11 protein-coding genes are annotated in these 12731 nt (G+C 63.1%); 6 read left to right on the forward strand and 5 right to left on the reverse strand.

Annotated features, from left to right (window positions below):
- Together PY254_RS17585 and dusA are read right to left on the reverse strand one after the other, a co-directional pair.
- Positions 1 to 324: a PepSY domain-containing protein gene (locus PY254_RS17585; RefSeq protein ID WP_281013348.1), complete on the reverse strand. Its 324-nt coding sequence runs from the start codon at positions 322 to 324 to the stop codon at positions 1 to 3.
- 82 nt (positions 325 to 406) lie between these two features.
- The gene (dusA, locus tag PY254_RS17590) at positions 407 to 1402 is read right to left on the reverse strand and encodes a tRNA dihydrouridine(20/20a) synthase DusA (protein WP_281013349.1); all 996 of its coding nucleotides are present in this window, start codon (positions 1400 to 1402) and stop codon (positions 407 to 409) included.
- Between the two features lie 204 nt (positions 1403 to 1606).
- Here dusA and PY254_RS17595 point away from each other — a divergent pair, with 204 nt between their 5' ends.
- A complete protein-coding gene (locus PY254_RS17595) occupies positions 1607 to 2383 on the forward strand; it encodes a ferredoxin--NADP reductase (RefSeq protein ID WP_281013350.1) in 777 nt (258 codons plus the stop codon).
- A 92-nt stretch (positions 2384 to 2475) separates the two neighbouring features.
- Complete coding sequence (locus tag PY254_RS17600; protein WP_281013351.1) at positions 2476 to 2958, forward strand: DUF456 domain-containing protein; 483 nt, start codon at positions 2476 to 2478, stop codon at positions 2956 to 2958.
- Positions 2959 to 2979: 21 nt separating this feature from the next.
- Here PY254_RS17600 and PY254_RS17605 read toward each other — a convergent pair whose 3' ends face one another.
- Positions 2980 to 3648 (reverse strand): PAQR family membrane homeostasis protein TrhA, encoded by a 669-nt coding sequence (locus PY254_RS17605; RefSeq protein WP_281013352.1) that lies wholly within the window; start codon positions 3646 to 3648, stop codon positions 2980 to 2982.
- Positions 3649 to 4277: 629 nt separating this feature from the next.
- Here PY254_RS17605 and PY254_RS17610 point away from each other — a divergent pair.
- The 4 genes from PY254_RS17610 to cls all read left to right on the forward strand — a co-directional run bounded on the left by PY254_RS17610 (position 4278) and on the right by cls (position 8467).
- On the forward strand, positions 4278 to 4949 hold the full coding sequence (locus PY254_RS17610) for an energy transducer TonB (RefSeq protein ID WP_281013353.1): 672 nt from the start codon (positions 4278 to 4280) through the stop codon (positions 4947 to 4949).
- Between the two features lie 133 nt (positions 4950 to 5082).
- Positions 5083 to 5661, forward strand: a complete 579-nt coding sequence (locus PY254_RS17615; RefSeq protein ID WP_281013354.1) for a cupin domain-containing protein — start codon at positions 5083 to 5085, stop codon at positions 5659 to 5661.
- A gap of 24 nt (positions 5662 to 5685) precedes the next feature.
- Positions 5686 to 7053, forward strand: a complete 1368-nt coding sequence (locus PY254_RS17620; protein WP_281013355.1) for an FAD/NAD(P)-binding protein — start codon at positions 5686 to 5688, stop codon at positions 7051 to 7053.
- Between the two features lie 19 nt (positions 7054 to 7072).
- A complete protein-coding gene (cls, locus tag PY254_RS17625) occupies positions 7073 to 8467 on the forward strand; it encodes a cardiolipin synthase (protein ID WP_281013356.1) in 1395 nt (464 codons plus the stop codon).
- 125 nt (positions 8468 to 8592) lie between these two features.
- On the opposite strand, the gene PY254_RS17630 is transcribed toward cls, so the two are convergent.
- Together PY254_RS17630 and PY254_RS17635 are read right to left on the reverse strand one after the other, a co-directional pair.
- Positions 8593 to 11649: a TonB-dependent receptor gene (locus PY254_RS17630; RefSeq protein ID WP_281013357.1), complete on the reverse strand. Its 3057-nt coding sequence runs from the start codon at positions 11647 to 11649 to the stop codon at positions 8593 to 8595.
- A gap of 345 nt (positions 11650 to 11994) precedes the next feature.
- Positions 11995 to 12708 carry an AraC family transcriptional regulator gene (locus PY254_RS17635; RefSeq protein ID WP_281013358.1) on the reverse strand — a complete coding sequence of 238 codons (714 nt, stop codon included), beginning with the start codon at positions 12706 to 12708 and terminating at the stop codon, positions 11995 to 11997.
- Positions 12709 to 12731: the final 23 nt, after the last annotated feature.

Raw genomic sequence — 12731 nt, forward strand, 5'->3', positions numbered from 1 at the left:
TCAGCGTTTCTCCTTGCGACCCGCGCTTTTCGCGGGCGGATTCTTGTTTGACTGAGTCGAAGGCGAATTCTTGCCCGATTCGGACGAGACCACCACTACTTTGACGTGTCCTTGTGGCGTGAGCACCTTGATCCGGTACTCCTGCCGGCGGCCGACAGCACGCTGTTCGGCAGACAACACTTTGCCACCGGTATCCTGCTGCACCTTTTGCACCGCCTGATCCAGCGTCGTGCCGCTGCTGGCGGATTGCGCCACCGCAGCGCCGGCAACAGCCATGCCCACGAATATCAGCAGAGTATTGATGAAGTTTTTGTGCGTTGTCATGCGTGACGTTCCCGCTTGGCAGCTGCCTGTACACCAAGACTAGGCAATCCGGCCTGAATACTGACCGGACGGACGGCGCGTGTCACGCCGCAGCGGCGCACGGCTGCGCCGCACGTTCCAGCAGATCCCAACCGGCGCCGGGCAGGTGTGCGCCTTCACTGATCGTGCGCCGGAACGCTCGCGCGCCGGGTTCTCCCTGATAAAGACCCAGCAGATGGCGGCTGATGTGCTTCAACGCCGTGCCGCGCGCCAGCTCGGCCTCGACATAGGGTCGCAGATGCAACAGCACGCTTTCGCGCGTGGGCAATGGCTCGCCATGCAAAGCATGCTCGATCTGTGCCAGCAGATACGGATCGTGGTACGCCGCCCGCCCCAGCATCACGCCATCCAGTTGTGCCAGGTGCGCCTGCACCTGCGCCACCGTGGTGATGCCGCCGTTGATCGCCACCACCAATTGCGGAAACTCACGCTTGAGACGATACACGCGCTGGTAATCCAGCGGCGGAATCTCGCGGTTCTCCTTCGGTGACAGACCCTTCAACCAGGCCTTGCGCGCATGCACCACCAGCACGCCGACACCGGCTTCCAGCATGGTTTCGGTGAAGTGCTGCAGGCCGGCATAATCGTCTTGGTCGTCGACGCCAATGCGGCACTTCACCGTCACCGGCACGCTTACCGCATCGCGCATCGCCTTCACGCAATCAGCCACCAGCGCCGGCTCGTACATCAGGCAGGCGCCGAAACGACCGGACTGCACCCGGTCGGAAGGGCAGCCCACGTTGAGATTGATCTCGTCGTAACCAGCCTCGGCGCCGAACTTCGCCGCCTGCGCCAACTCGTGCGGATCGCTGCCACCCAGCTGCAGCGCCACCGGATGCTCCTGCTGGCTATGTTCCAGCAGACGCAACTGACCACCGCGTACCAGCGCCGCACTGGTCACCATTTCGGTATACAGCCGCGCACGCGGCGACAGCAGCCGGTGGAAATAGCGGCAGTGCCGATCGGTCCAGTCCATCATCGGTGCAACGGACAAACGCCATGGCTCGGCAGCTTGAGTGGCGGTGGTTTGAATGCTCATTGCCGTCATTGTCCCGGATTGCCGCCCTTGGGCGCCACTTCGGAGGCTCGGCAAGGCCAGCGCGAATCACGTAAAATAGCGCTGTCGCCGCGATTCCGCGCGCGGCACTCGCCAGGTTCACCGGCCCACGCCCTCCCACGCGAGTCTCGCTGCCGCTGCAGAAGCGGCGCGTTTCCCCAGCCCGCATTCGAGATTGACGACATCATGGTAGCCATGGCGACCGAGCACGTGATTGACGTGCAGCACTGGAACGACAGCCTGTTTTCCTTCCGCACCACGCGCGATCCCGGCTTCCGCTTCGACAGCGGCCAGTTCGTGATGATCGGACTGGAAACGGAGGGGCGTCCGCTGATGCGGGCGTATTCGATCGCCAGCGCCAGTTGGGAAGAGCATCTGGAGTTCTTCTCGATCAAGGTGCAAGACGGCCCACTGACCTCACGCTTGCAGCATCTGCAGCCGGGCGACCCGCTGATCGTCACGCGCAAACCCACCGGCACGCTGGTGCTCACCGACCTGAAACCCGGCAAGCATCTTTATCTGCTGGGCACCGGCACCGGGTTGGCGCCGTTCATGAGCATCATCCGCGACCCGGAAACCTACCAGCGTTTCGACAAGATCGTGTTGGCGCACGGCGTACGCCGGGTCGAAGACCTGGCTTACGCCGATTATCTGGAAAACGCGTTGCCGCAGCACGAATACCTGGGCGAAATGGTGCGTGAAAAGCTGATCTATTACCCCACCGTTACGCGCGAGGCCTTCCGCAATCGTGGGCGCATTACCGACACCATCGCCGACGGCGTGATGAGCGCCACCACCGGCCTGCCGCCGCTCAATCCGGCCACCGACCGCGTGATGCTGTGTGGCAGTCCGGCGATGCTGGACGATTTGGCCGCCTTGCTCGACGGCCGCGGTTTTCAGGCGTCGCCGCGCACGCGCGCACCCGGCGATTACGTGATCGAGCGGGCTTTTGTCGAGAAGTAGTTGACGCTTGGCAGGTAACGCTGCGCGACTGACGCGCCATCGGCACGTTTCTGCTCCAATGCCGATACGACCATGAGGAAACCTGCCCGCTGATGGATATTGTGCTGTACGTGCTCGCCGCCCTGCTGATCATCGGTGGTCTCGCCGGTTCGGTGCTGCCGGCGTTGCCGGGCATTCCGATGGTTTTCGGCGGCATCTGGCTGGTGGCCGCGCTGGATGATTACCAGCACCTGGGGCTTTGGTGGCTGTTGATCATCGGCGCGCTGGGCACGCTTGGCATCATCGTTGACTTCGTCGCCGGTACGCTCGGCGCCAAACGGGTGGGCGCCAGCCATCGTGCACTGTGGGGCGCCACCATCGGCACCTTCGTCGGCATGTTCTTCGGCATTCCGGGGCTGTTGCTGGGGCCGTTCGTGGGCGCACTGCTCGGCGAACTTGCTTCCGGCACCAGTGTGCTGCGGTCGGCGCATGTGGGCGCGGCGACCTGGGTCGGCTTGTTGCTCGGCACCCTGTTCAAACTGGTGCTGTCGTTGATGATGGTCGGCCTGTTCGGCCTGAGAATGCTGTTCGGTTGAAATCGGGCGAGAGCCCCGCGTCTACGCCGGGCCGTTCGGGATCACGTAGAGCAGCACCGCCAGAAAATGCAGCACGCTGCCGGCCAGCACGAAAACGTGCCACAAGGCGTGGTGATACGGCAACCGCCGCCACAGGTAAAACGGCACGCCCAGCGTATAAGCCAGCCCACCCGCCAACAGCAGTGCGGTGCCGCCGGATTGCAGATGCTTGCTGAGCGGTTCGAACGCAATCATGCCAATCCAGCCCATGCCGACGTAAAGCAGCACCGCCAGCTTGTGGTAACGCTTGAGCAAACCCAGTTCCAGTGCGCTGCCGATCAAGGCCAGCGTCCACACTGCCGCAAACAGGCTCCAGCCCCAGACGCCCGGCAGCGCGATCAGCGTGAACGGGGTGTAGGTACCGGCGATCAGTACGTAGATCGCGATGTGATCGAGCGCGCGCAAGGTCGGCTTCGCGGCAACCAACGGAATCGAGTGATACAGCGTCGAGGCGGTATACAGCAGCACCAACGAAGTGCCGAACACCGCGCAAGCCACCACCGTCAACGCATTGCCATGCAGCGCAGCGAATGCCACCAACATTGCCAACCCGGCAATGCTGAGCACGATGCCCAGACCATGGATGATGCTGCTGGCAAGCTCGTCGCCGAAGCTGTAACTAGGCAGCGCGCTGCCGGATGAAGCGGACATTCAGGGATTCTCCGTGGAAGCGATGCGTGCAGTCCCAACCTTAACCGCCCTCCCGCCTTTGTGCATACCTTGACGTATTGTCGCGCCGATAAGGCCTCACACTATTCGATGATGAAGGCACCAAAAACCACGCACGGATTCCAGCCTTCGCCCTTGCCAATCAGTGCCAGCACCACCTTGCCCATGGTCAGCGCCTGCGCCCCAGGCCGTTTCGCAGGAAATATCGGCAGCGCATGCCGGCGCGCCCTTCATCAAACCGCTATATGCCAGCGTCACCACGGCGGTCCATTTGGATGAACGCCTCGTCGTTGCCTCGGGTTGGCCGATTGGCGTGCCGAGTCGTTGCAACAACGGCGCCACCATGGCGAGTGCCGACGTGAACGTGGATGCACGGAACCGGTTGTCCGGACAGCCCGTGAGGAAGCCGCAACACGGACACGGCCCATAGCGCGACCGCATCGAAAATTTTCCGCGTGGACCGCAACACCCCTCAATCCCGCATTTAGCCACCTGGCCGTCCAGTTGTGCAAGCCCACTTTTCGGGCATAGGCTGCAAGCGCGACAGCACGATCCCCCTGCCAACGCAGCGTGACTGCCGCAACATCCCCACAGTTGTCAGGAGGTCGCCCATGTCGTCCGCAAGCCTGGCTGTATTTCACCGCATCCACCCCGACCCCGCGCGCATCGCGGCCATCAGTGCTGCCATCGTGCTCAACGTGGCGGTGATCATGGTCGCCTCGCGACCCTCCGCCCCGGCGTTTTTCCACGCGCTGGAAAAACTCAACCCGATCCCCACGATCACCTTCATCACGCCGCCACCGCCGGTCAAGCCGCCGCCGCCGGTTGACCTCGTACCCCTGCCGCACCCACCAGTGGCGCCACCGGTGGTTCACCACCTGACGGCACCGGTGCATCCGCCGGTGGTGGTGCCCAGCACCGACGGCAACCTTGCCATGCCACCGATCAGCACGCCCACCTTGCTGCCGGCAGGCACGGCAGCGGGCCCGGCGCTTGACGCCACACCGATCGAGGCCAGCCTGGCTTATCGCTCGGCGCCGCTGCGTTTCCCGACCCGGGCTCTGCAGCAGCGCATGCAAGGCACCGTCTTGCTGCGTGTGCTGGTGGATGCGACCGGCAAGCCGGTCAAGGTGACGGTGGAACACGGCAGCGGTTATGCGCTGCTTGACCGCAGCGCGGTCGAGCAGGTGCTGGCCGGCTGGCGCTTCCAGCCAGCGACCGTGAACGGACAGTCGGTGAGCGCCTGGGCGAGGGTGCCGGTGTCGTTCAATCTGAACGAATAATCCGTTCCCGTGACATGCAGTCCGGTCGGCCCGCAGGCCGACCGGACTGTCCATCCAGCCACTGCGCAATTCAACAACCTGTTAACCAGATGCGTGATCCACTGGCGCCCATCCACCCTGCCAGGTTGCTTGCATGGGCACCCATCGACACATTCTGAAGACACTGCGCAGCATCGCGCTCGACCATGCCAACGCCGGCCATCCCGACCTTGCCTCGATGGCCCGCGAACTGGGCAGTGAGGTCCATCGCGATGCCGCCGCACTGGCCAGTCGGCTTGCCTCGCTGCGCAAGCGCCAGCAAGGCTTCGAGCGTTTCGTGCTGACCCGGCGCAATACGCCGCCATTGAGCATCGTGGTGATGGCGTGGCCAGCCAATCACGCCTCGCCGTTGAGCGATCACTCTGACTCATGGGGTCTGGAAATGGCCCTGGTCGGCGCGCTGGAAGTGCAATCGTTCCAGGCCGAGGCCAGCTCCGGCGAGCTGATTTTGCAGGGTCGCGAATGGCTGGGTCCGGGCGATGGCCTGTGGTTCGAGCGCGACACTCGCCAACTGCGGCGCTGCCGCAACCTGTCCCGGCACGAAACCGCGCTGTCGTTGCACGTTTACGGTGCGGATCTGACAGAACACCCCGCGTCCGGCCAAGCCAGACCGGCGGGGGCTCTGATCGCCGCGCCGTCACATCGTCTCGCCGCCAGCCGGCTGCACGGCTGATCCCCCAAGCCGACGAGGAGCCCCATGTTTCGACGCCTCGCCATCATCGGCGGCGGTGCGGCGGCAGCCACCCTGCTTGGCGAACTGCTGGACCGCGAAACGCCGCAGCCCCTGCAAGTGGACTGGTTCACCGGCGGCGGGCGGCGGGCGCGCGGTATTGCTTACGGTACCGATTCAAAGCATCACCTGCTCAACGTGCGGGCCGCCTCGATGAGCATGTTTGCCGGCAAGCCTCGCGGGTTCCTGGATTTCGTCCAGCGCGACGATCCGACCATCGCCGGTACCGACTTTCTGCCCCGCCACCGCTACGGTGACTATCTGGAAACCGAAGTGGCGCGTGCCTTGCAGCAAGGCCATGCACGAGGTCACCACGTCAACATCATTCCGTTCGCGGCCGATGCGCTGGTTCCCGAGGCCGACGCTGTCACCGTCGTGCACGGCGACAGCAGTCATCGCGTCGACGCCGCCGTGCTGGCGATCGGCGCACTGCCCGCGCCACCGCTGGCCGCCGTCAGTGCCGCCGCGCTGGCCAGTGGCCGCTACATCGTCGACCCGTGGCAATTGCTGGCGAACGCGGACGAACAACGACCTGCGCCACGCAAGGTCGTGCTGATCGGTATGGGTTTGACCGCTGTCGACGTCATCCTGGAATTGTCCGCACGCTGGCCCCACGCCGAGTACATCGCGGTCTCCCGTCATGGTCGCTTCCCCGAAGCACACTTGCCGACCGTCGCCATGCCCGCCGACGACGGTGCGGAACTGGTCGATGCCATGCGCGATGCACCGGAGATTGCACGCTGGATGCGCCTGCTGCGCGAAACGATCAGCCAACCCGACAACGAATGGCGCGCTGTGGTTGACAGCCTGCGCCCGCATATTCCGGGCTTGTGGTCCGAACTCTCGCTGGTACAGCGCACACGCTTCATGCGCCACGCGCGCTGGGCATGGGAACGGGTGCGACACCGCATGTCACCGATGGCCAGCGACGCCATCGACGGGCTGCTACGCAGTGGAAAACTTCATCGACACCGTGGGCGGCTGCACGCCGTAGACGTGGTCGACGCTGGTTTGCATTTGACCGTAGCCCATGCCGGCACCACCGAGCTACTGGATGCGGACTTGGTCATTCAGACCGTCGGCCTGGACACCGATGTGCGTCACAGCGAGCACCGACTGATCCGCCAGTTGTTGACCAACGCACACATCGAGCCCGATCCACTCGGACTCGGCGTGCTGGCCAGTCGCGATGGCCGCCTGCAGCACGGCGAGAAGCACTGGCCCAACCTGTTTGCCATCGGCAGTCTGTTGCGCGGCACGCTGTGGGAGTCCACGGCAATGCCTGAAATTCGCCAACAGGCACGTCATCTGGCTAGCCAGTTGCTCGGCGACTGAGCGGCAAGCGACGATCCCGATGACTGCCGGCGCATTCACCTTCTGCCTCATCGCGCTGCACCTGCTTGGCATGCTCACTGCAATGCACGCGGTGATGCACGCACGCACCCCGCAGGGTGCAATCGGCTGGGCGCTTGGTCTGATCCTGCTGCCTTACCTGACCTTGCTGCCGTACGTGTACCTCGGCTCCAGTCATTTCTTCGGCTATCGCATCGGGCACCTTGTGCCACCCACGCGAACCGGGCCTGCACAGCCGACGGGCACGGCCAGCCTGGACACGGCCTGCAGCCGCTATGCGGCCATCAGCAGACTAGCTGGCCGTCCGTTCCGCGGTGGCAATCGCCTGCGACTATTGATTGACGGCGATGCCAGCTTCAACGCCATGCTGGCGGCCATGGCCGCGGCAGAACACTGCCTGCTGGTGCAGTTCTTCATCATCCACGACGACACGCTGGGACGGCGCCTGCAGCAAGTGTTGCTGCAGCAGGCCGCCGCCGGCGTGCAGGTCTGCGTACTGTTCGACGGTATCGGCAGCTACGCGCTGCCGCAAAGGTATGTGGAGACTTTGAGCGCAGGCGGTGTACAAATCCATCGCTTTGCAACCCACCGCTGGCGCAACCGGTTTCAGCTCAACTTTCGCAATCACCGCAAGATCGTGGTGGTCGACGGTGCCTGCGGCTTTGTCGGAGGCCTCAACGTAGGTGACGAATATCTGGGCCTGAAGCCACCACTGGCACCCTGGCGCGACACCATGCTGGAATTGCGCGGGCCGGCGGTTGCCGACCTGCAGCAACTGTTTGCCGACGACTGGCAATGGATTACCGGCAGCATGCCACCAATGTGTCAGGCAGCAATCGCTGACGGTGATAGCAGCGCCCTGATCATCGCCAGCGGCCCGGCCGATCCACAGGAAACCGGCTCGCTGTTCTTCGCCGCCGCCATCAACGCCGCACGCCAGCGCGTGTGGCTGAGCACGCCGTACTTCATCCCCGACCACGCGGTACGCGCGGCCCTGCAACTTGCCGTGCTGCGGGGTGTGGATGTGCGCATCCTGATTCCCTCGCGCGCCGACCACCATACGGTGTTCCTCGCTTCCACCCTGCACGCGTACCAGGCAGTGCGCGCGGGCATCAAGGTATTCCGCTATCAACCCGGTTTCCTGCACCAGAAGGCCTTGCTGATCGACCGCGAAGCGGCGGCCATTGGCAGCATCAACCTGGACAGCCGCTCGTTCCGCTTGAACTTCGAGGTCGCCGCGCTGGCGGTGGACCACGGCTTCGCCGCCGACGTCACCGCCATGCTGATCGACGACTTCGGCCGCGCCCGCGAGATCAATGAACGGGAATATCTCGACGCACCTTACTTACGCAAGGTCGCCATGCATGTGGCGGGATTGTTCGACCCTCTGCTGTGATTCATCCGTACATCGCAGAAGAAACCACCGGACAAGCTGGTGGCCGAATCGGGACCTTTGTCGGACAGTTGACTGACTTTGTGGAACCGGCAACCCGTCCGTGGGCTGCCGGTGCCCTGCATACCTCAGAAGTCGTAAGTGATGCCGAAGCGCACGTAACGCGGTTGCGACTGCGAAACCGCCATGCCATAGGTATCGTCGAGCGCACCGGTTTCACCGTAGAACGGCGAGGTCTGCGTGACGACGCGATTGTTCAACACGTTGTAGACCATCACGTTGAAGGCCAGCTTCTGGTCGGCCCACAGCGGACGGTACTCCGTGCTCAGACTGAGCGTGACCTGCCACGGATTATGTCCTGCATCACCCGGTCGTGACGCCACGCCGCCGCACCAATGGTAGTAGTCACCGTAGCCGGTCGGGTTGGATTCGGCCGGGCCAAACTTACCCAGACAGCTGCGCGGTGCGCCCGAGATGATCGCCAGATTTCCGGACACCATCCACTCCGGCGCCAGTTGGTAAGAGCCATAGGCCTTGATCTGGTGACGACGACTGTTCGACAACTCGCCGTTCGAATACTGCATCAGCGAACCAAAGTCCCAATCCACCGTCGCCGAGACGTCGGTCTGGCCGATGTCGGTACGCACCTGGCCCTCGCTGTTGCCGTAGCTGCGCGAAAGCAGATAGTCGACCTTGCCGAACCACTTGCCGTCGAACGGATGTTCCAGATATACGTCCAGACCGTAGTAGTGCCGCTTGATTCCCGTGGCGAAACCAAAATCGGCGGTCGTCATCGGCACAGCGTAGTAGCCACTGCCATCGAGCTTGGCCACCTTCAGAATATTGGTGCGCCCCGGGTTGAACAGATACGCACCGGAAATCAGGCTGGCGTCGTAGGTAGTCGGGTCGATGCCCATGCGATCCATCTTCGCCGCGACCGAGGCCGAGTCACTGTAGTCATCGATCGCCGTGAGCAGGTTGCGGTACGTCGCCTTGGCGCCATAGACCCACGCTTCACCGAGCTTCTTGTCGAAGCCAGCGATGAACTCGTCCTGGTATTCCGACTTCAGGTTGGTGGCCGCCACCATGTTTGGATCTTTTGACTGGCCGTACTCGCGATTGGCCGAAATCGGCGCACCCAGTCCGCGACTGGTGTCGATGGGCGTCAAGCCGGTTGGCTGACCTTGCGCATCGATGCCGGTATAGGTGAAGTATTCACGCGTATACAGTGGCGCGCCGGCCTGGCGCATCGCCACTGTCGCCGGCATCGCCAGGAAGTAGCGACCCGCGTTGCCGTAGACCTTGAAGCTGGAATCGCCATTGACGTCCCAACTGAAGCCGACGCGCGGTGCCCACTGCGGTTTGGTCAGGCGAAGATACGCCACGCCGTTGGGGTTGTAGTTGGTGAACTGGTCATTGCGAATACCCAACATCAGCAACCAGCGATCGTTGATCTTCCACGCGTCTTCGAGGTACTGCGCCCGCTGTTCCACCCGCACCGAGCCGCCGCCGTAACGCTTGTACTTGGCCACGTAATAGCCGGTGGAACCGCCGGGATAGCCATTCGGCGCAGCCACATACGGATCGTCACCGGGTGCACCGATGATCGGGTTGCCAGGCGCGCCCTTGTTGTATTCCCAGGCGAAGCCCTGCCCCGCCATCTTGTTGCCGTCATGCAGGTCCTTGACCGATTGATTGTCGATACCGCCGGTCAGCGTGTGATCGCCAAGGCGGTAGCTCAAGTCGATCCGCAGATTCGCATTCTGGGTGACATGCGCCGGGTCGTTGACTGCGCCGATGGTGCCCGGGCTGGTGATCACGGTGCCGCCATTGAGTGCCGGATTCTGGTTGTACGACGAATACAGGCGCGGATACGTCGGGTCGTAACCAATGATCTGGTTGTAGTAGGTACCATCCATGCGGCCATATAACGCGGACAAGGTCAGGTCGTCGTTGATGTAGCTGGTGAACTTCGCCGTGTACAGATCCGCACCGACCTTGCTGGACACCGCGTGACTGTTGAAGCTGCCGGTTTTGCCGGTGGCATAGTCGTAGTTGTAGACATCGGCGGAATACGCACGCTTGGTGGACGCGCCGGTCACTTCGAGGATGTTGCTGTCGTTGATGTTCCAGTCCAGCTTGGCGTACCACTTCGGGTAGTCGTTGCGATAACGCGTGCTGAGATTGGAGTCGGTCGAGCTGGTGCTGTTGCCCTGGCGACGCTCGGCCTCGATCGAGGCGAACACGAACAACTTGTCCTTGATCAGCGGTCCGCCGGCGTACAGGCTGCCCACCGTGGTCCACGAGTTCTCGTCTGCATTGCGGTTGTAAAGCTTGCCCTTGTTCGCCCCGGTGACGTAGTCGATATCACGCTGTTCGGCGCGTGCAGCGGCCGGCGTCCACGACAACTGCGCACCGAAATGCCACGCATCCGTGCCGCGTTTACCCACCTGATTGATCACACCGCCATCGGAGCGACCGTAGGCAGCGCTGTAACCACCGTTGAGAATTTCCTGCTGGTCAATCGAGCCATACGGCAAGGCAAACCCGCCAAAGCCACTGAGCGGATCGGTCGTGTTGAATCCGTTGATGTAGTACGCGCTCTCGGTCACCGACGAGCCGCCGAACGAAACCAGTGCATTGCCGGTCGGACCACCGAAGTAGTCGCTGCCTGCCACCACGCCCGGCGCCAGCAGCGCGATCGCTTCGGCGCTTCGTGCCAGCGGCAATCGCGCCAATTGTTCAGAGGTAATCACCGTGCGCGAGTCGACCGAGGTGACGTCGATGGACGGCAACGCGCTGGCGGTGACCGAGATCGACGACAGCTCCTTCGCATCACCCGTCACTGCACCAAACGACACGTCGGTACCCGAGCCGATGCGCAGGCTGACATGGGAACGCGAATCCACCACCTTGCCATCACGCAACAGGTTGACCGTGTACGTACCCAGCGGCAAGGCGCCCAGGCTGTAGCGGCCTTGCGCATCCACCGTGGTCTGACGGGTCACACCCGACGCACTGCTGATCACCACGGTGGCACCACTGGCATGGGGCACCTGCCCAAAAATGCTGCCGGTGGTGGCCTGGCCGTAGGCCGCGCCGACCATGCACATCCCTGATGAGAGTGCCAACGCCAACACGTTGCGGCGAAGCGAAGCACCCCTCAAGGGGGAATGATTATTCATGGATAGTTCTCTCCAGAAACGTTTCGGATTGGGTCGAACCGCGCCCTTGATGTATCGACGGCCGCGGCGTTGCCGGGGGAGATAGTCGGTCGTTCCGCTGTTGCGCTCGCCGGGTCACCCCCATCGACCCGTTGCGCAACGCTGTATCCGTGGAAGCCTGCTGACGCCGCGCATCCCCTTGCGTCGCGACTTCCCTGGCGGAACGGAACAAAGCGTGGATGACGCGATAGCCACGCGTCTTGTCGAATCGGCGCGACACCGGTGCGGAAGTGCGCACAGCAACCGTTGGTGCCGTGGTGACGAAAGCAGTAGGGGTCGCGTGGCGGCGATGGTCGCCAACAACGCTCAGGATTTCGCTGTGACCTGCAAGCTGCGGAAGTCTCGCGGCGTCATGCCCACCGTTGCCTTGAACTGGCGCGCGAACGCACTCTGGTCGGTGAAGCCGCAAGCCAGACCAATATCCGCCACGCTGCCTGCGCTCTGCAGCAGACGCATCGCCGACTCGATCCGCAGCTTCGTCAAGGTCTGCTGTGGCGTCAGCTGGAACACGCGGCGGAAGTGGCGTTCCAGCTGCGCCACGGAAACTTCGGCCAGTTCGGCCAGCGTGCTCACCCGCACGGTCTCGGCAAAATGCTCCTGCATGTATTCGATCACGCGAATCAGCCGCGGATAGGTCGGATGGCGGCCGTCCGGCTTGCGCAGATCACGCGATATGCCGATCACGCCATAGACCTCACCGCGTTGTCGCAGCGGATATTTGCAGGTGAGACACCAGCCAGGCACGCGATTGGGAAGAATATGGACTTCCAACTGATTTTCGATCGCTTCACCGGTCAGCGCGCGACGGTCCTGCGACGCATAGGAGATGCCCAACACACGCGGAAACACGTCGGTGACATGCCGGCCCACCACCTGCTCACGACGCTTCAAGCCCAGTCGTCTGACCAGGGTGAGATTGGCGTGGGTATAGCGCCCCGAACCGTCCTTGACGAAGAACACGACGTCCGGCAAGGCATCGAACAAGCCCTGCAACTCGCATGCTGAAATCTTCATATCCATCAGACTTCTCCCGGGGTTCCCGA

This window comes from Rhodanobacter sp. AS-Z3, from assembly GCF_029224025.1.
Lineage (GTDB): Bacteria > Pseudomonadota > Gammaproteobacteria > Xanthomonadales > Rhodanobacteraceae > Rhodanobacter.

Coding starts and splice junctions, on each gene's coding strand:
- dusA (WP_281013349.1), bottom strand. CDS start 1,402: ATGAGCATTCAAACCACCGCCACTCAAGCTGCCGAGCCATGGCGTTTG.
- PY254_RS17615 (WP_281013354.1), top strand. CDS start 5,083: ATGGGCACCCATCGACACATTCTGAAGACACTGCGCAGCATCGCGCTC.
- PY254_RS17585 (WP_281013348.1), bottom strand. CDS start 324: ATGACAACGCACAAAAACTTCATCAATACTCTGCTGATATTCGTGGGC.
- PY254_RS17605 (WP_281013352.1), bottom strand. CDS start 3,648: ATGTCCGCTTCATCCGGCAGCGCGCTGCCTAGTTACAGCTTCGGCGAC.
- PY254_RS17635 (WP_281013358.1), bottom strand. CDS start 12,708: ATGGATATGAAGATTTCAGCATGCGAGTTGCAGGGCTTGTTCGATGCC.
- PY254_RS17630 (WP_281013357.1), bottom strand. CDS start 11,649: ATGAATAATCATTCCCCCTTGAGGGGTGCTTCGCTTCGCCGCAACGTG.
- PY254_RS17600 (WP_281013351.1), top strand. CDS start 2,476: ATGGATATTGTGCTGTACGTGCTCGCCGCCCTGCTGATCATCGGTGGT.
- PY254_RS17610 (WP_281013353.1), top strand. CDS start 4,278: ATGTCGTCCGCAAGCCTGGCTGTATTTCACCGCATCCACCCCGACCCC.
- cls (WP_281013356.1), top strand. CDS start 7,073: ATGACTGCCGGCGCATTCACCTTCTGCCTCATCGCGCTGCACCTGCTT.
- PY254_RS17620 (WP_281013355.1), top strand. CDS start 5,686: ATGTTTCGACGCCTCGCCATCATCGGCGGCGGTGCGGCGGCAGCCACC.
- PY254_RS17595 (WP_281013350.1), top strand. CDS start 1,607: ATGGTAGCCATGGCGACCGAGCACGTGATTGACGTGCAGCACTGGAAC.